This is a genomic window from Bacillus sp. SD127, from assembly GCF_058566445.1.
Genome location: NZ_CP191226.1, coordinates 2749531 through 2767441 on the forward strand (window position 1 = coordinate 2749531; position 17911 = coordinate 2767441).

18 protein-coding genes are annotated in these 17911 nt (G+C 42.7%); 8 read left to right on the top strand and 10 right to left on the bottom strand.

Translation table 11 applies throughout. The annotated features are described in order from the left end of the window. Positions 1-144: 144 nt before the first annotated feature. Together ACQVGS_RS14270 and def are read left to right on the top strand one after the other, a co-directional pair. Positions 145-300, top strand: coding sequence for a YjcZ family sporulation protein (locus tag ACQVGS_RS14270; protein ID WP_024121259.1), 156 nt, complete (start codon positions 145-147; stop codon positions 298-300). A 109-nt stretch (positions 301-409) separates the two neighbouring features. After that, positions 410-964: a peptide deformylase gene (gene def, locus ACQVGS_RS14275; protein ID WP_044156028.1), complete on the top strand. Its 555-nt coding sequence runs from the start codon at positions 410-412 to the stop codon at positions 962-964. Between the two features lie 41 nt (positions 965-1005). Here the strand turns inward: def and ACQVGS_RS14280 are convergent, their stop codons facing one another. Beyond that, on the bottom strand, positions 1006-1779 hold the full coding sequence (locus ACQVGS_RS14280) for a Cof-type HAD-IIB family hydrolase (RefSeq protein WP_106020367.1): 774 nt from the start codon (positions 1777-1779) through the stop codon (positions 1006-1008). Between the two features lie 381 nt (positions 1780-2160). Here ACQVGS_RS14280 and rnpZA point away from each other — a divergent pair, with 381 nt between their 5' ends. Then, positions 2161-2370, top strand: coding sequence for an RNA polymerase subunit omega 1 (rnpZA, locus tag ACQVGS_RS14285; protein ID WP_010334097.1), 210 nt, complete (start codon positions 2161-2163; stop codon positions 2368-2370). A 5-nt stretch (positions 2371-2375) separates the two neighbouring features. Then, on the top strand, positions 2376-4043 hold the full coding sequence (gene rnjA, locus ACQVGS_RS14290; protein ID WP_010334096.1) for a ribonuclease J1: 1668 nt from the start codon (positions 2376-2378) through the stop codon (positions 4041-4043). Positions 4044-4077: 34 nt separating this feature from the next. On the opposite strand, the gene ade is transcribed toward rnjA, so the two are convergent. The 5 genes from ade to abhA all read right to left on the bottom strand — a co-directional run bounded on the left by ade (position 4078) and on the right by abhA (position 9306). Next, complete coding sequence (gene ade, locus ACQVGS_RS14295; RefSeq protein ID WP_254518216.1) at positions 4078-5811, bottom strand: adenine deaminase; 1734 nt, start codon at positions 5809-5811, stop codon at positions 4078-4080. A gap of 156 nt (positions 5812-5967) precedes the next feature. After that, the gene (gene ktrC / locus ACQVGS_RS14300; RefSeq protein ID WP_010334094.1) at positions 5968-6633 is read right to left on the bottom strand and encodes a Ktr system potassium transporter KtrC; all 666 of its coding nucleotides are present in this window, start codon (positions 6631-6633) and stop codon (positions 5968-5970) included. Between the two features lie 71 nt (positions 6634-6704). Then, entirely contained in the window at positions 6705-7535 is an 831-nt protein-coding gene (locus ACQVGS_RS14305; protein ID WP_106020369.1) for a gamma-glutamylcyclotransferase family protein, read from the bottom strand. Between the two features lie 15 nt (positions 7536-7550). Next, entirely contained in the window at positions 7551-8837 is a 1287-nt protein-coding gene (kinC, locus tag ACQVGS_RS14310; RefSeq protein WP_024121254.1) for a two-component sensor histidine kinase KinC, read from the bottom strand. A 190-nt stretch (positions 8838-9027) separates the two neighbouring features. Continuing rightward, positions 9028-9306: a transcriptional regulator AbhA gene (gene abhA, locus ACQVGS_RS14315; RefSeq protein ID WP_095714714.1), complete on the bottom strand. Its 279-nt coding sequence runs from the start codon at positions 9304-9306 to the stop codon at positions 9028-9030. 281 nt (positions 9307-9587) lie between these two features. Between abhA and mreBH the strand changes: the two genes are divergently transcribed. From mreBH to ACQVGS_RS14330, 3 genes are all read left to right on the top strand, one after another. Then, positions 9588-10595 carry a cell shape-determining protein MreBH gene (gene mreBH, locus ACQVGS_RS14320; protein ID WP_024121252.1) on the top strand — a complete coding sequence of 336 codons (1008 nt, stop codon included), beginning with the start codon at positions 9588-9590 and terminating at the stop codon, positions 10593-10595. A gap of 102 nt (positions 10596-10697) precedes the next feature. Beyond that, positions 10698-10829: a protein YkpC gene (locus ACQVGS_RS14325; protein WP_024121251.1), complete on the top strand. Its 132-nt coding sequence runs from the start codon at positions 10698-10700 to the stop codon at positions 10827-10829. 113 nt (positions 10830-10942) lie between these two features. Further along, positions 10943-12175, top strand: coding sequence for an aminopeptidase (locus ACQVGS_RS14330; protein WP_106020639.1), 1233 nt, complete (start codon positions 10943-10945; stop codon positions 12173-12175). 27 nt (positions 12176-12202) lie between these two features. Here the strand turns inward: ACQVGS_RS14330 and ACQVGS_RS14335 are convergent, their stop codons facing one another. Then, positions 12203-13114: a ketopantoate reductase family protein gene (locus tag ACQVGS_RS14335; protein ID WP_101865186.1), complete on the bottom strand. Its 912-nt coding sequence runs from the start codon at positions 13112-13114 to the stop codon at positions 12203-12205. Positions 13115-13173: 59 nt separating this feature from the next. Then, positions 13174-14793: an ABC-F family ATP-binding cassette domain-containing protein gene (locus ACQVGS_RS14340; protein ID WP_103671631.1), complete on the bottom strand. Its 1620-nt coding sequence runs from the start codon at positions 14791-14793 to the stop codon at positions 13174-13176. A 184-nt stretch (positions 14794-14977) separates the two neighbouring features. On the opposite strand from ACQVGS_RS14340, the gene ACQVGS_RS14345 reads away from it, so the two are divergent. Continuing rightward, a complete protein-coding gene (locus ACQVGS_RS14345) occupies positions 14978-15247 on the top strand; it encodes a hypothetical protein (RefSeq protein WP_017696821.1) in 270 nt (89 codons plus the stop codon). Positions 15248-15281: 34 nt separating this feature from the next. Here the strand turns inward: ACQVGS_RS14345 and sipT are convergent, their stop codons facing one another. Both sipT and ACQVGS_RS14355 read right to left on the bottom strand, forming a co-directional pair. After that, on the bottom strand, positions 15282-15863 hold the full coding sequence (gene sipT / locus ACQVGS_RS14350; protein ID WP_024121247.1) for a signal peptidase I sipT: 582 nt from the start codon (positions 15861-15863) through the stop codon (positions 15282-15284). Positions 15864-16005: 142 nt separating this feature from the next. Next, positions 16006-17907, bottom strand: coding sequence for a PTS fructose transporter subunit IIABC (locus ACQVGS_RS14355; RefSeq protein ID WP_400152303.1), 1902 nt, complete (start codon positions 17905-17907; stop codon positions 16006-16008). Between the last annotated feature and the right edge of the window lie 4 nt (positions 17908-17911).

The window sequence follows — 17911 nt, forward strand, 5'->3', positions numbered from 1 at the left end:
CATGGCTTGCTGAGCAAAAAATCAAATCTAAATCGTCAAAAATCAGGACAGATGACCATACAACTTTTTTGTTTTTACATAGGTTATTGTAGACGCTATGCCTACTACAAGGCTCTGGCGTAATTAAAAGAGGAGGTTATGTTCATGTACGGTTATGGATATGGTTACGGCGGAGGCTGCTGCAGTTATGGTTACGGATATGGCGGAGCAGGATATGGCCGCACATTTGCGTTAATCGTTGTTTTATTCATTCTGTTAATCATTGTTGGAGCTGCTTATTTAGGCGGAGGCTGTTGCTAATTACACAGTAAAACACTGACCAGCCATTTACGGCTGGTCATTCGTTTCGTTGCACCTTTACGAAGAAATCCGATATAATTTACATATTAAGCTTTAGGAGTGAAGTTTCTTGATTACTATGGAAAACATCGTGCGCGACGGCCACCCTGCCTTAAGAGAGACAGCAGAGCCTGTCGGGCTGCCTGCCACAGAAGAAGAAAAACAGCAGCTGGCAGATATGATTGAATTCGTAAAAAACAGCCAAAATCCGGAATTAGCTGAAAAATACAATCTGCGCCCCGGCGTAGGACTTGCGGCACCTCAAATTAATATTAATAAACGGATGATCGCAGTCCATGCAGAAGATGCTTCCGGGAAGTTATACAGCTATGCATTGTTTAACCCGAAGATCGTCAGCCATTCCGTTGAAAGAAGCTATTTAACAAGCGGTGAAGGCTGCCTGTCAGTTGATGAGGCAATTCCCGGCTATGTTCCGCGCTACGCTCGTATCAGAGTGAAAGGAACAACACTGGAGGGAGAACAAATAGACATTCGTTTAAAAGGATTTCCGGCGATTGTATTTCAGCATGAAATCGACCATTTAAATGGCGTTATGTTTTATGATCATATCGATAAAGAAAATCCATTTAAAGAACCTGAAAACGCGATGGCGATTGACCGCTAAAAGAAAATATGCGGCTGACACTATAAGTGCCAGCCGCTTTTTTATTTTAGCAGGCCTAATTCTTTGACAGCATAAGCAATTCCATCCTCGTCTACAGGCTTTGTTACAAAATCCGCAACTTCTTTTAATTCAGGAACGGCATTCCCCATGGCAACGCCTGTTCCGACAAACTGAATCATTTGCAGATCATTTAATCCGTCACCGAAGGCATATGTATCTCTGATATCAAACGGAAGGCGCTCGATTACTTTTTTAATCCCCTCCGCCTTTGATCCGCCGCGCGGCAGCACATCAGTCGAAAGCTCATGCCAGCGTACAAGATCGAATTCTGGAAAAGCCCCATAAATTTTTTCTTCTTCATCCTGGCAAAACAACAGAAGCTGAAAAATTTCTTTTCCTTCATAAAAGAGGTCATCGGTTTCAGGATAGTCGGTTTTCAGGCTGCCGATTCCCTCCAAGACATGAGGATGGTCAGCAACAGTCGCTTTCATTGTATCTTCAGCCATAAACACAACCGGGTGGCTTCCTTCTCCCGCCTGCTTTAACAATCTTCTGATTGCCTCTTCAGGCAGCGGATTCTTATAAATCACTTCATTTTCAAAGACGACATACTGACCGTTGTAGGAAATAAATGAGTGAATGCCTAACTCCTCTAAAATCGGCTTCACCAGAAACGGGGACCGCCCGCTGGCGATAAACACATGGTGCCCCTGCCTTTGAAGCTCCGCTACCGTTTTTCTTGTGCTTTCCGGTATCTTTTTGTCGTGATCATATATCGTGCCGTCAATATCGAAAAAAATTAATTTTGAGTCCATCGTTATTCCCCTTTATCGTCTAAATCTGCAATTCCCACACTCATCATACAAAAAGATTTCAGTTCAGCAAACTATTTCCCTCAAAAACAAAATAAAATTCCATTAATATCCACGAAAAGTCCGTGCTAAACTCCGTATACTATTTGTATAAAACAGCCTTGGACAAGTATCAATCGAAGGAGGGACCGCGTTATGCTTCGGAAGTTAAAAAAGAAACTCAGAAGACAATGGAACGGAATGCTCCGCAGGAGAGCCATTGCCTGATAAGGGATCTGTCCCTTTTTGAAAGGTCCTTATTTTGCTCAAGACTTTCCTTATATTCCGTTTTCGAATATAATAGAATAAGCGAGTCTAACATACGGCATTTAAGGAGAGATTTGGATGATTTATAAGGTATTTTATCAAAAAAAAGCTGAGGAAGTACCTGTTCGGGAAAAAACAGATTCACTTTATATTGAAGGCGTATCAGAGCGTGACGTCAGAACGAAACTGAAAGACAAGAAATTTAATATTGAATTTATCACACCTGTTGACGGTGCTTTTTTAGAATATGAGCAACAGAGTGAAAATTTTAAAGTATTGGAGTTATGAGCGGTATGAAATTTGTAAAAAACGATCAAACTGCTGTTTTCGCCCTCGGAGGACTGGGCGAAATCGGTAAAAATACGTATGCGGTGCAGTTTCAGGATGAAATTGTGCTGATTGACGCGGGGATCAAGTTTCCCGAGGACGAACTGCTCGGTATTGATTACGTCATTCCCGATTACACGTATTTAGTTAAAAACGAAGATAAAATTAAAGGGCTTTTTATCACTCACGGGCACGAAGACCATATCGGCGGCATCCCGTACCTGCTTAGACAAGTCAATATTCCCGTTTACGGCGGTAAACTCGCGATCGGCTTACTTCGGAATAAACTTGAAGAGCACGGATTATTAAGACAGACTAAGCTTAACATCATCGGTGAGGATGATATCGTAAAATTTCGCAAAACGGCTGTGTCATTCTTTAGAACAACACACAGTATTCCGGATTCCTACGGTATTGTTGTAAAAACGCCGCCCGGAAACATCGTACATACTGGAGATTTCAAATTCGACTTTACTCCAGTCGGCGAGCCGGCAAACTTAACGAAAATGGCCGAAATCGGCAAAGAAGGCGTTCTGTGCCTCCTTTCAGACAGCACAAACAGTGAAAACCCCGAGTTCACTATGTCTGAACGCCGTGTCGGAGAAAGCATTCATGACATTTTCCGCAAGGTGGACGGCCGAGTTATCTTCGCTACATTTGCGTCGAATATTCACCGCTTGCAGCAGGTAATTGAGGCTGCTGTATTAAATGGAAGAAAAGTTGCCGTATTTGGACGCAGTATGGAATCGGCTATCGAAATCGGACAAACTCTCGGCTATATTAACTGTCCTAAAAATACGTTTATTGAACATAATGAAATCAATCGCATTCCTGCCAATAAAGTAACGATCCTGTGTACAGGAAGCCAAGGGGAACCGATGGCGGCTTTATCCAGAATTGCAAACGGCACACACCGGCAGATTTCAATCAATCCTGGAGATACAGTCGTATTTTCTTCATCCCCTATCCCGGGCAACACAATCAGCGTGAGCCGCACAATTAACCAGCTGTATCGTGCGGGGGCCGAGGTTATTCACGGACCTCTTAATGATATCCATACATCCGGTCACGGCGGACAGGAAGAACAAAAGCTGATGCTTCGTTTAATCAAGCCTAAATTCTTCATGCCGATTCACGGTGAGTACAGAATGCAAAAGATGCATGTCAAGCTTGCGACAGATTGCGGCATCCCTGAAGAAAACTGCTTTATCATGGATAACGGTGAAGTATTGGCGCTTAAAGGCGATGAAGCTTCAGTTGCCGGTAAAATCCCATCCGGTTCAGTATATATCGACGGTAGCGGTATCGGTGATATTGGAAATATCGTGCTTCGCGACCGCAGAATTCTTTCTGAAGAAGGTCTTGTGATCGTCGTTGTCAGCATAGATATGGATGACTTTAAGATTTCAGCGGGCCCTGACTTGATTTCCAGAGGGTTTGTTTACATGAGAGAATCAGGTGATTTGATCAATGACGCCCAGGAGCTCATTTCAAACCACTTGCAAAAAGTCATGGAACGAAAAACCACTCAATGGTCAGAAATCAAAAATGAGATCACGGATACGCTTGCTCCGTTCTTATATGAAAAAACGAAACGCCGCCCAATGATCCTTCCGATCATTATGGAGGTTTAAAAAAAAGATGCACTCACTTAGGAGTGCATCTTTTTTATTGCAGTGCTATATGCTGAAATGACTTTACATCAAACAACCCTGTTGTCGTCATTTTGATGTCAGGAATGACAGGCAAAGCCAAAAATGAAAGCGTCAAAAATGGGTTAAACCGGTCTTTGAAACCGATGAATGAGAGCTTTTCATGAAGCGTCATTAAGCTTTGATTCACCAATTCTGCAGATTGGTCGGATAATAACCCCGCAATCGGCAGAGGAACCGAGTGAAGTTCTTCCCCGTCTTTTATAACTGTTAATCCGCCGCCAATTTCCTGCAGCTTATTTACTGCGGCTGCGATATCGGTGTCATTTGTCCCCACGGCAATGATATTATGCGAATCGTGTGAAATCGTTGTTGCAATCGCCCCGCTTTTCAAACCAAATCCTTTCACAATACCAAGTCCCGTTTCGTTTAATCCCTTATGCCGTTCCACGACTGCAATCTTTAACAAGTCAAGATCGATATCAGGCTGAAAAATGGGTGCTTCCGGAGCCGGAACACTCACCAGGCGTGTTTCAAGCTGATTTGGTATGATTTGAATGACATTCATCTGCTGCTGGGGATCAATTGGCATATGAAAATCCTGTTCGGAAAGAGGAGCAGCAAGGTTAACGGAATGAAGCAGCGTCAGGTCTGGTGTTAGCGTATGAGCTTGCGCCTGACAGACTGCTTTATTATCTTCAGCAACAGTTTGTCCTTTTACCAACGTCTTTGTGACAGTGACATTTTCCACATCTGAAATAAAGAGCAAATCGGCGTCAAATCCCGGAGCAACCGCTCCCTTTGTATCTAGTCCGTAGCATTCCGCTGCATTCAGGCTTCCTAATTGGTATGCCAAAAACGGATCGAGACCTGCTTGAATAGCCATTTTCACCTGATGATTCACACTTCCCTCTGACAATAAATCATCTACGTGTTTATCATCAGTACAGAAGAAGAAACGGCGCGCATTCTTTTCATTAACAGCCGGCAGCACTTTCATTGTGTTTTTGGCGACTGACCCTTCTCGCATCATGACGTACATTCCTCTTCTGATACGATCCAGCGCTTCTTCCTTCGTCGTTACCTCATGATCAGTCAAGACAAAAGCGGTTCTGTATATATTGATGAGATCAGTTGACAAGCCTGCTAAATGTCCGTCAATCCGTTTCCCCGCGCTCCGGGCATCAAACAGCTTATTAACCATGTCTGCTTCACCCTGCTCAACCGATACATAATCCATCACTTCAGCCAGACCCAATACCTCCTTCTCTTCGTAAAATGGCTTCAAATCGGCCGCCCGAAGTACCGCACCGGATCGCTCAAAGCTGGCGGCAGGCACACTGGAGGGAAGCATAAAATGGATATTCAGCGGTGTTTGGCGAGCCTGTTCAATCATAAATTTGATCCCTTCCTGACCGGACACGTTCGCTATTTCATGCGGATCGGTAATGATGGTCGTCACGCCATTCGGCAATACGGCTTTTGCAAACTCGATCGGTGTCACCATTGATGACTCAATATGTACATGACCATCAATAAATCCCGGCACAATGACTTGCCCCTCTGCATCAATGGTTTCTTCACCTTCATACTGGCCGAGGCCTACAATAACTCCGTCTGTTATCGCAATATCTTCATAAATCCACTGATGATTATATACGTCCATGATTTTCCCGTTCTTAATGACGATGTCAGCTTTTTGTCTGCGGGCTGAAGCATTCAGCCTTTTGACCAGCGCTTCTTTATTCAAATGGCCCCCTCCTCTTTTTTATTTATATGGTACAATATGCTATCGGAACGCTTATCCGTAGTCAATAAAATTTTAGTAAATTGGCGCTTAGTTCATTAAAGTTGTTATATTCTGATAATATGAAAAAACCGCCCCTAAGGACGGCTTATATTTCTTCTATTTCGTATGAAGAACTCTTTTCTCAAAACGTGAAATATCCGTAACCGATCCAATGACGATGAGAATATCTTCTTGATGTATCACTTCAGTCGCAAGCGGCGACACGATGACTTCCTTGCCCCTTTTAATCGCTACAATATTAATACCGTATTTCGCCCGTATATCTAAATCGAGAAGAGTGTTTCCGGCAAGACGGCTGTTGGCCACGATCTCGACAAGACTATGCTCTTCTGACAGCTCCAAATAATCAAGTACATTGTTGGAAACGATATTATGCGCAATTCTTTTTGCCATATCACGTTCCGGGTGGACAATGTGATCCGCGCCGATTTTGGACAGCACTTTTTCATGATAATCGTTCTGAGCCTTAACTGTAATCGTATTGACACCCAGTTCTTTGAGGATCAGAGTTGTTAATATACTCGCCTGAATATTTTCACCGATCGCAACAATGACGTGGTCAAAATTCCTCAAACCTAAATTTTTCAGAACAGATTCGTCGGTCGAGTCTCCGATGACGGCATGTGATGCAATCTTGGCATACTCGTTGACTTTATCTTCATCAATATCCATCGCCATGACCTCGACGCCCTCTTCGCTCAATGCTTTGCATATACTTCCACCAAAACGGCCGAGACCAATTACGGCAAATTCTTTTTTCATAGTGGTGCTCCTTTACCTAACATCATATTGATCAAATTTTAACATATTCTTTTGAAGCAGTGTTAATTTCATCAACCTTTTGGCAGCGAATTCATATGCTGCTTAAGCCGTTCAGTAAAGCCCGGGGTCAAATAAAGCTCCGCTCCCCGTTCAATCTCGATTTGATAATGCTGAGGAGGTGCTGTTTCTGCTTCTTTTCGGAGGACGAGAAAGGTTAAACAATCGGTATAGAGCTTTCCCCCTGCTTCAACGTCTACAAATGCCGGCCGATAGGTAAGAGATTCAACCCCTTCCCTTTTATACAAATAGGTGACAGCTGAAAAAGGAAGACGATACAGAACCCCTTCTGTCGTGCCTCCGTCTTCAGTGATATCCGCTCTTGAGCCGTCTGGCCTTTTTAACGTAAAGCGGGTTGTATACCCTTTTAAAACAGCTCCTCCCACTGGATCTTGAAAATAATGATCAACCCCTGCTTTTTGAAAACGGGCATTGTCCATACAAGATCCATAGGCAAAATAGTACACGGGATCTTTAGATTTGCTGATCATCTGATGTTCTTTCCAGTCACCGCTGCCTATTTTCACAAAGTCAGCACAATCATCTTTTTCCATATAATATACAAGTGCTTCCTTGATTCCAGCATCAGTTTCGACATGTACAGATTTCTTGTGGTAGCCTTGATAAAAAAGATCAAGCTTATGTATACACGATTCATCTGCTTCATATATCTCACCGCAAATATAGCCATCAGCCCCAAACACGGCCGCGGGTTCCTCGGCTGCCGTATTAAAAAGACTTCCCTTTGTCCGCGCCTGCTCACTGATACAAGCCGACTGTGATAACAAATGATGATTTTTTTCATGCTTCCTTAAGGTCCCATATACAAACAGAAGCGAGTTCATCTTGTTTTTCCCCTCTCAGCTGTCAGATTTCAAAGGCAAAACAACTTGAAAGATGCTGCCTTTTCCAGCTTCACTTTCAATCTTCAATTCCCCGTTATGTTCCTTTAATATTCTCAAACAAATGGCGAGCCCCAGCCCTGTGCCTTTCTCCTTTGTTGAATAAAAAGGTTTTCCGATTTGCTCAAGCTTTTCCTGTGACATGCCGTTCCCTTCATCTTTTACGCTTATTACGGCGTGTGAAGCTGTTTTAGCAGTGGAAATCGTTACGACACCGCCCTTTGGCATTGCTTCAATTCCATTTTTAATAATATTGATAAAAACCTGCTTCAGCTGGTTTTCGTCCCCTTTAATCATACAGGCTTCCGTCTCACCAAAATTCTTTTCAATAGCAATATTGGACAATATGGCATTCGTATCAAGCAATGTCGTGACTTGTTTCAAAATTTCATTGATTGGGTGCGTTTTAAATGTAATTTCCTGCGGCTTCGCCAGCAGCAGCAGCTCGCCGAGCACCAGATCAATTCTTTTAATCTCTGAAAAGATGATATCAAAATAATCTTTTCTATCCGGATATGATGTTTTCATAATTTGAAGGAATCCGCTGACGGACGTTAAAGGATTTCTGACCTCATGTGCAATGCCGGCAGCCAGTTCACTCGTGATTGACAGTTTCTGCGACTCCCTCGCAAGCCGTTCATTAATTTCCAGAAGCTCATCTTCAGCCTCTTTTCGCTCAGTGATGTCTGACATTGTACCCAGGCTTCCGGTAAATTGCTCATCTCGGTCATAGTAAAGTTTATAGTGAACCTCGCCCCAAAAAATCGTCCCGTTCTTTGTCACATATTTTGCCGTAAACATCCCCGAGGACGCTTTGTTTTTGATTTGAGTATTAATGTGATCAGCTACATGCTTTTCTTTTATGAAGTAATCATTATACATTGTCCCCATACATTCACTGATCGAAAAACCTGTGATGGCTGCCCACGCTTGATTTAAGTATGTAATTTCGCCTTTTGCGTTTGTTTGAAAAACGATCTCCTGTAAATTATCCATGATGCGGTTCTTCTCATCAGAAAGCTGTTTATACTTCCATTCATTATCTTTCATTTTCTTGACCAGCTGTTTTTTCTCATCGACATAATACGCCAGCATCCAGACACTGAAAATCGTTACTGCTGTATACACAATGTCAACAGGCCAATTAATCGGGTTTTTGCCTATAAAATAAAATAAATAATCCCAAAACATAATAAAAATCATTGCCAAAATAATGGAAATGATACGTGCTTGATATTTTCTCATATGACCACCTGCCGCTTGTGTTTCTCTGTTTATTGTACCATTCTTCGACAAATAATTGAGTAAAATATGTAAAGTATCCCAAATCATTCATTACCTTTTGTTCATGATGTCATATCTTAGGCGGCGGTAATCAGAAATCGGCACGCAAAAAAAGGCGGAGATTACACCATTCCGCCTTTTTCAACATATATTATTCTTTTAAAGCGGCTTGAATTTCTTCGAGAAGCAGCTGTGCGCCTTCAGGGCTTAACGTAATTTTACCGTTGCCGTACTCTTTATTTTCTGAAGTGATTTCCCCAGTCATTAAACAAACGCCATGAGGTTTGTACTTTTTCAAAATAATTTTATCGCCCTCGACAAAAAACTCAATGCTGTCTTTGATAGCAATATCCAGTGCCCGTCTTAACTCTATCGGCATAACAATACGGCCTAATTCATCTACTTTTCTTACAACACCTATTGATTTCATAAAAACCCTTCTTCCTTAAATGTTTCTTTTTTCATGTAATATTCAAGGTTGTCCCTCAATATATCGTAGACGTACGAAACTTAGAAAAAGTTTCCCGCTTTCTTGAAGAATCGCAAGATATTTTTTCCATAAAACCGAAAAATGTATTACTTCTGTTACACCCTTCCGCAGTTTTTTACAAAAACATTTCTTTCCCGACGCACACCCCCAAAAATCACTTCTTTTCTTAGAAACTTTAAATGTAGAATCATATAAAATCAGGATAAAGATTGGGTGAAAACATGTTTCAATCAACTGAAATTGGAATTGACTTAGGAACAGCTAATATACTTGTTTACAGCAAAAATAAAGGAATCATCTTAAATGAACCTTCTGTTGTCGCAGTAGATACAACGACTAAAGCAGTGCTTGCGATCGGGACTGACGCGAAAAATATGATCGGTAAAACACCGGGAAAAATTGTCGCTGTCAGACCGATGAAGGACGGCGTTATCGCTGACTACGACATGACAACTGATTTGTTAAAGCACATCATGAAAAAAGCCGGAAAGAGCATCGGCATGTCGTTCAGAAAGCCGAATGTCGTTGTGTGCACACCATCAGGCTCAACTGCAGTGGAACGCCGCGCCATCAGTGACGCGGTGAAAAATTGCGGAGCGAAAAACGTCCATTTAATTGAAGAACCGGTGGCAGCTGCAATCGGAGCGGATTTGCCGGTTGACGAGCCGGTTGCTAACGTGGTGGTAGATATCGGCGGAGGGACGACGGAAGTCGCGATTATTTCCTTTGGAGGCGTTGTCTCCTGCCATTCAATCAGAATCGGCGGAGACCAGCTTGATGAGGATATCGTTGCTTTTGTGCGGAAAAAGTACAATTTGCTGATCGGTGAACGTACAGCTGAGCAGGTTAAAATGGAAATTGGCCATGCATTGATTGAGCATGTGCCGGATGCAATGGAAATTCGCGGACGTGACCTTGTGACGGGGCTACCGAAAACCATTATGCTTCAATCAAATGAAATTCAAAACGCGATGCGTGAATCTCTCCTTCATATTCTTGAAGCGATTAGAGCCACACTTGAGGACTGTCCTCCTGAATTAAGCGGAGACATTGTCGATCGCGGCGTTATTTTAACAGGCGGCGGGGCGCTTCTTAACGGGATCAAAGAATGGCTGTCAGAAGAAATCGTTGTACCTGTACACGTGGCGCCAAACCCGCTTGAATCCGTGGCAATCGGCACCGGCCGTTCTTTAGAGGTGATTGATAAGCTCCAAAAAGCGGTTAAATAATCCTTTTCTCGCAAAATCTCAGAAAGTAATTGAAATTCCTGCTTCTTTTTTCCTCTCTCGCTTCATATTGTGGGAAATGGAGAAACGATAAGGAGGAAACAGATGCTTAGAGATTTAGGAAGACGGGTAGCGATTGCAGCCATTTTGAGCGGAATCATTCTTGGAGGCATGAGCATTTCACTGGCAAACATGCCTCATGCGCCTGAAGGTACTGTAAAAATGAATCATCCATAAGTGTTGAAAAGCCCAAAACCATTTTGTTTTGGGTTTTTCTCTTTGCACTCCTTTCTTTTCTTTATAGGAGATTATTTGATATGATGAGAAAAAAGCACGAGGAGGAAAGATTGATGGATACATTTTCAGAGAAACTAAATACATATGCCCAGCTGGCGGTTGAGGTCGGCGTTAATGTCCAAAAAGGCCAGTATGTGGTGGTAAATGCTTCGACGGAGGTACGCGATTTCGTCCGTCTGATTGTAAAACATGCATATGAAAAAGGCGCAAAAAATGTAACAGTGAATTGGCAGGATGACGAATTGGCCAAATTAAAATATGAACTGGCGCCGTTTGAAGCCTTTGAAGAGTATCCTGAATGGGAAGCGAAAGGCAGAGAAGAGCTTGCCAAGAAAGGAGCTGCTTTTATTTCAGTCGTATCCTCAAACCCAGATTTACTGCAAGGTGTAGATTCCAAACGGATTGCCGCCTTCCAAAAAGCTGCAGGCAAAGCGTTACATACATACAGACAATACATTCAATCTGATAAAGTGAGCTGGACTGTCGTCGGTGCTGCATCAGCAGGTTGGGCTCAGAAAGTATTCCCTGGCAAATCAGAAGAGGAAGCGACACAGCTCCTGTGGGAAGAAATTTTTAAAGCCACACGCGTAAACGAAGAAAATCCGGTTCAAGCGTGGATCAATCATGATCAAAACCTTCATGAAAAAGTTGATCACTTGAACCAAAAACATTATGCCGCTTTACATTACCAAGCAGAAGGAACTGATTTAACAATCAAGCTGCCGAAAAAACACGTTTGGGCAGGTGCCGGAAGCGTAAATGAAAGCGGACATGAATTTATGGCCAATATGCCGACAGAAGAAGTATTCACACTGCCGCAAAAAGACGGGGTTGACGGGTTTGTATCGAGCACAAAACCGCTAAGCTACGGCGGGAACATTATCGAAAACTTCACGCTCACATTCAAAAACGGCCGTATTGTTGACATTAAAGCCGAAAAAGGAGAAGACATTTTAAAAGAATTGGTCGAAACAGATGAAGGCTCTCACTATCTTGGTGAGGTAGCTCTTGTCCCGTACGATTCGGCTATTTCACAGTCAAATATTCTTTTTTACAACACTTTATTTGATGAAAATGCGTCAAATCATCTGGCGATCGGCAGTGCCTATGCTTTTAATATTGAGGGCGGAAAACAGATGTCTCGCGAAGAGCTTGTCAAAGAAGGCTTAAATGAAAGCATTACCCACGTAGACTTTATGGTTGGTTCTAAGGATATGAACATTGATGGAATTACTGAAGACGGAAAAAGAGAGCCTATCTTTAGAAATGGAAATTGGGCTTTTTAAATAAAGAAGGAGGCTTTCGCCTCCTTCTTATTTTTTTGCTTCATACATTTGCAGATTGGCATAAACTGTTTCTAATATTGGTGTTGAAAGAGACAAACGCTTTGCTTTATCAAGCAAAAAGCCGTGCAGATGATCTCCTTCAGTCGTTTGGCCATTTTCCATATCACGGAGCATGGATGATTTCATATGATAAGACATGCTTGTCATTGTGCGGAAGCTGTCTTCTTCAAGCTCTGGATCAGCCGGAACTCCTTCCTTGCGCAAGATCATACCGATTTCCCCAATGAGTGTTCGCGCAGTGTGCCGTCCGCTCTCTGTTTCAAGGATTGGTCCAAGCGGTCTTTGAAATAAGGTTGTCATTCCTGCTTGTGCTGCAATAAACAGATATTTTTTCCAGATGTCTTTCTCAATATGCCCGCTAATGATGACCTCTGCCTTCACTCCTGCAAATGCTTCCTCAAGCTCTTTTATCCGTTCCGTGCGCTCACCGTTCCATTCACCGAACACAAAACGATGCGACGCACTTGTATGGTTGATTTCTCCCAGATTGTTTAAAGCACTTTCTATGAAGCACAGCCCGCCCAGCACCTGATCTTTCGAAAATGCCGTAAACAGCTGCTCGTAGTGACGATAACCGTTTAAGAAAGGAATAATGACTGATTCGCTATGGACAAAAGGTTTGACATCGCTAATCACCTGACCGAGTGAATATGCTTTAGAAGCGATGATGATCACATCAAACTGTTCTTTTTCTCCTGCAGTGATAACTGCGGGCTGAAAGGACACGTCACCCTTTTCACTATGAATAACTAGTCCCGTTTGTTTTAACTGTTCAGCTCTTTTTTGGCGGACAAGAAACGTCACCGCATTCCCTTTCTCTGCAAGCCGTCCGCCAATATAACCGCCTACTCCACCTGCTCCGACAATTAAAAATTTCAAGTTAATGTCCCCTTTCTTTTCTATGTACAAAAAAAGCAGAGAATTCTCTGCTTTTTTTATTACGCGTATAGTTCAGCCAGTTTTTTCTGCACATCAGCATTTTCAAGGAACTCGTCATAGCTCATTTGCTTGTCAACAATGCCATTAGGTGTAATCTCTATGATTCTGTTGGCAATCGTCTGTACAAACTGGTGGTCATGTGATGTAAACAGCATAGCGCCTTTAAAGCTGATTAAGCCATTATTGAGCGCTGTAATAGATTCTAGGTCTAAGTGGTTGGTCGGTTCATCCAAAATTAAAATATTGGCGCCAGAAAGCATTGCTTTCGAAAGCATGCAGCGAACCTTTTCTCCCCCGGATAAAACATTTGCTTTTTTGTGTACTTCTTCACCGGAAAACAGCATGCGTCCTAAGAAGCCGCGTAAAAAGCTCTCACTTTGATCATGAGGAGAATATTGGCGAAGCCAGTCTACAAGATTTAAATCACTGCCTTCAAAATATTCGCTGTTGTCTTTAGGGAAGTACGCTTGAGATGTCGTCACGCCCCATTTAAATGTTCCGCTGTCAGCTTCCATCTCCCCGGAAATGATTTTGAACAAAGTAGTAACAGCCAATTCATTACGTCCTGTAAAAGCAATTTTATCTTCTCTATTCATAATAAAGCTGACATTGTCGAGAACTTTTACACCGTCAATTGTTTTCGTTAATCCTTCTACCCGGAGAACATCATTACCGATTTCTCGTTCCGGTGTGAAGTTGACGTAAGGATAACGGCGTGAAGACGGTTTAATATCATCAAGAGAAATTTTATCAAGAAGTTTCTTTCTTGAAGTCGCCTGTTTTGATTTAGACGCATTTGCGCTGAATCTGGCCACAAACTCTTGTAGCTGTTTAATTTGCTCTTCTTTTTTCTTGTTCGCTTCTTGAGAAAGCTTCAAAGCAAGCTGGCTTGATTCATACCAGAAATCATAGTTTCCGACGTAGATTTGGATTTTGTTAAAATCAAGGTCAGCAATATGTGTACACACTTTATTTAAAAAGTGACGGTCATGGGATACAACAATCACAGTGTTTTCAAAGTTAATCAGAAACTCTTCCAGCCACTGAATTGCCTGAAGGTCCAAGTGGTTCGTCGGCTCATCAAGAAGCAGAACATCGGGCTTGCCGAATAATGCCTGAGCCAAGAGAACTTTCACTTTTTCGGAACCGCCAAGGTCTTCCATCTTCTTCGTGTGAAGATCTTCTGAGATGCCGAGACCTTTTAGAAGGATCGCAGCTTCACTTTCTGCTTCCCATCCGTTCAGCTCTGCAAATTCACCTTCGAGCTCTGCCGCACGAATTCCGTCTTCATCCGAGAAATCAGGCTTCATGTAAATTGCGTCTTTCTCCTGCATGACCTCGTATAAACGCTTATGTCCCATAATTACAACTTTTAGCACTTCATACTGTTCGTACTCAAAGTGGTTCTGTTTCAGGATGGCAAGACGCTCGCCAGGACTCATATGAACATCGCCTGTCTGAGGCTCAATTTCTCCTGATAACACTTTCAGAAACGTTGATTTACCAGCACCATTGGCACCAATTAACCCGTAGCAGTTGCCTGGGGTAAATTTAATATTTACATCTTCAAATAACTTGCGATCCGCAAAGCGCAAGCTCACATTATTTACAGCAATCATTTAATATCCTCCATCATGTCTATCATCATTAAAAGTATACCATGAATGGAAGACAAGAGAAATGCTTCCCTGATAAAAGCAGGCAGAAACACTTCTACACTAAAAGGGCGAAGCTGTGATACAATTGAAGGCAAAGAGGATGCATCCAGATGGAAAATCATACATTCTTACTCGGAGGAACACATTGAGGCTTTTAACACTGACTGAATATTGCTTATTGATCTTTTTTACAGGCTTTTACCTTGCCGTAACTGGCTTTACCGCCAAAGATATCGGCTTATATATCGGGATCGCCCTGATTTATATCTTCTCACATATCTTCTCTAAACGGTTATTAGAAAAACGCGGCAAAGAGAACAAGCAAGTGCATCTTTTCTTCAGTGTGCTGGCCATTATCGGTTCAGTATTTGTCACTGTATTATGCATTGCATTAGTCGCTTCTTTTTCCAAATAAAAACGCCTGCTGTCCAAAGGCCAGCAAGGCGTTTTTATTTGGTTTGGCGCATTTCATTAAACGGGAAAAATACAAACTTCGACGTACCCACAATCCGATCTTCCGCAATCAGTCCGAGGCCATTTCTGCTGTCCATGGAGTTTAGCCGGTTATCCCCCATGACGAAATATTTGCCTTTCGGTACTTTAACCGGGCCAAAGTCGCCTGTAAGACTGACACCAAGCTTTTCTGCCTCTTTTTTGTTTTTAGACAAATAAGGCTCGGCAACTTTTTTTCCGTTTATATAAAGCGTGTCATCCTTCATTTCCACGGTTTCTCCAGGCTTACCGATCAATCGTTTGACGTAATGGATTTTTGAAGTCTCACCATTGATAATGACGATATCTCCCCGCTCCAGCTCACCGATATAGTGTACCGTTTTATTGACAAACAGTCTTTCGCCGTCATGTAAAGTGGGGTACATAGATGAACCTTCGACTAAATACGGTTCAAATAGGAAGTGGCGGATAATGAGTGCCAGCAGGACAGCAATGACAATTGCTTTTCCCCATTCCCAATACGTATTGGTTTTTTTCTTCCCCGCTTTTTCAGTTTTTGTTTGATTTTCTTCGGTCAAAGTGTTTCCTCCTAGACGATTGCTATGTCAGTTGTTTCCCTTCTTTTACTTTATCATAATTTATTATAAAATACATAACTTAACCGCGCTGCCGCGAGAAGATAGAGAAAAAGCGTCCTTTAGTAACAGGACGCTTTTTTCCTTATTTTTCAGTTACAGGTTTTTTCACGATACCTAGGATCATCGCCATAACCACAGCACCAATTACAATACTTAATAAGTAAAGGAGCGGATGGTTTGTAATAAAGGCTACGAATATGCCCCCGTGAGGTGCAGGAAGGGTTACACGGAAGAATTCAGTTAATCCGCCGGCAACCGCTGCACCGACCACAGCCGCTGGAATGACGCGAAGCGGATCAGCCGCAGCAAACGGGATTGCGCCTTCTGTTACGAAAGCCGCACCCATGAAGTAGCATGTAATACCTGCTTCACGGTCACGCTGAGAGAACTTGTTTCTGAAAATTGTTGTTGCAAGTGCGATACCTAGCGGAGGAACCATACCGCCGGCCATGATCGCTGCATGAGGCGCATAGTTGCCTGCATCAATCATCGCGATACCGAACGTGAAGGCTGCTTTATTAAGCGGACCGCCCATGTCGATCGCCATCATACCGCCTAAAATAATACCCATTAACACCAAGTTTCCAGTACCAAGGCTTTGAAGCCAGTCTGTTAAGAAATTCATGAATGCTGCTACAGGTGTATTGATTACAAATTGCATTAATACGCCAGTGATAAAAATACCAAACAGCGGATAAATCAATACAGGCTTCAATCCATCAAGTGACTGAGGGATAAACACAAATACTTTTTTCAATAAAATCACGACATAACCAGCAAGGAATCCGGCAATCAAACCGCCTAAGAATCCAGCATTCGCTTGAGTGGCCATAAACCCGCCGACCATACCAGGAGCAAATCCCGGACGATCTGCAATACTCATCGCGATAAAGCCGGCCAGAACTGCAACAATCAGTTTTAATGCATTGTCGCCGCCGATAAAGTTCAATGCTGCAGCAAACGTATTGTAGCTAGGATCATTCGGATCTGAAGAATGGATACCCCAGAAGAATGAAATTGCAACGAGTATACCGCCGCCCACTACGAATGGAAGCATGTTGCTGACACCGCTCATAAGGTGCTTATAAAACGCGTTTCCAATGCCGCCAGATTTGGCTTTTGGTTCATTTTCATCACTTTGAGCAGAAGAACCGCTGCCGCTGCCTTGATAAATCGGTGCGTCTTGATTCACCGCTTTTTCGATAAGCTCTTGCGGACGTCTGATACCTGCCGTTACTGGAACCTGAAGCACGCGTTTGCCTTTAAAGCGCTCCATTTCAACCTGCTTGTCCGCTGCGACAATGATTACAGGTGCATCTTCAATTTCTTGAGCAGTTAACTTGTGCTTAATACCGCTTGAACCATTTGTTTCAACCTTAATCTCAACACCAAGCTCTTTCGCTTTTTCTTTAAGGGCATCCGCTGCCATGAAAGTATGGGCAATACCTGTCGGACAAGCTGTAACCGCTAGGATTTTACCTTTTCCGGCTGGTGCTGGTGCCGTTTCTTCTTCTTCCTCTTCGTCATCATCTTTATCATGCTGATTGATAATGTCAATAATCGCGTCTTCTGATTCAGCTTCAAGCAGCTGTTTGCGAATTTCTTCACGCATTAACAGCGTAGACAGTCTTGACAGTGCTTCAAGGTGAGTGTTGTTTGCACCTTCAGTCGCTGCAATCATGAAGACCAAGTGTGCCGGCTGGCCGTCTAGTGATTCATAATCGACACCGTCTTTTGAACGCCCAAACGCAATCGCCGGGTTGATAACGCTTGCCGTTTTCGCATGCGGAATAGCGATTCCTTCACCGATACCCGTTGAACTTTGGCTTTCACGATTTAAAATGGCTTCTTTGTAGGCTTGTCTGTCATTTAATTTTCCAGCCTTATCAAGAACTGTGACCATTTCGTCAATAACGTTTTCTTTTTCTTTGCTTTCAATATTAAGCTTTATCGTATGCTTCGTTAAAAGCTCAGTTATTTTCACTTTT

Coding starts and splice junctions, on each gene's coding strand:
- abhA (WP_095714714.1), bottom strand. CDS start 9,306: ATGAAATCAATAGGTGTTGTAAGAAAAGTAGATGAATTAGGCCGTATT.
- kinC (WP_024121254.1), bottom strand. CDS start 8,837: ATGAGAAAATATCAAGCACGTATCATTTCCATTATTTTGGCAATGATT.
- mreBH (WP_024121252.1), top strand. CDS start 9,588: ATGTTTCAATCAACTGAAATTGGAATTGACTTAGGAACAGCTAATATA.
- ACQVGS_RS14280 (WP_106020367.1), bottom strand. CDS start 1,779: ATGGACTCAAAATTAATTTTTTTCGATATTGACGGCACGATATATGAT.
- ACQVGS_RS14270 (WP_024121259.1), top strand. CDS start 145: ATGTACGGTTATGGATATGGTTACGGCGGAGGCTGCTGCAGTTATGGT.
- rnpZA (WP_010334097.1), top strand. CDS start 2,161: ATGATTTATAAGGTATTTTATCAAAAAAAAGCTGAGGAAGTACCTGTT.
- ktrC (WP_010334094.1), bottom strand. CDS start 6,633: ATGAAAAAAGAATTTGCCGTAATTGGTCTCGGCCGTTTTGGTGGAAGT.
- rnjA (WP_010334096.1), top strand. CDS start 2,376: ATGAAATTTGTAAAAAACGATCAAACTGCTGTTTTCGCCCTCGGAGGA.
- ACQVGS_RS14340 (WP_103671631.1), bottom strand. CDS start 14,793: ATGATTGCTGTAAATAATGTGAGCTTGCGCTTTGCGGATCGCAAGTTA.
- ACQVGS_RS14305 (WP_106020369.1), bottom strand. CDS start 7,535: ATGAACTCGCTTCTGTTTGTATATGGGACCTTAAGGAAGCATGAAAAA.
- ACQVGS_RS14330 (WP_106020639.1), top strand. CDS start 10,943: ATGGATACATTTTCAGAGAAACTAAATACATATGCCCAGCTGGCGGTT.
- ACQVGS_RS14325 (WP_024121251.1), top strand. CDS start 10,698: ATGCTTAGAGATTTAGGAAGACGGGTAGCGATTGCAGCCATTTTGAGC.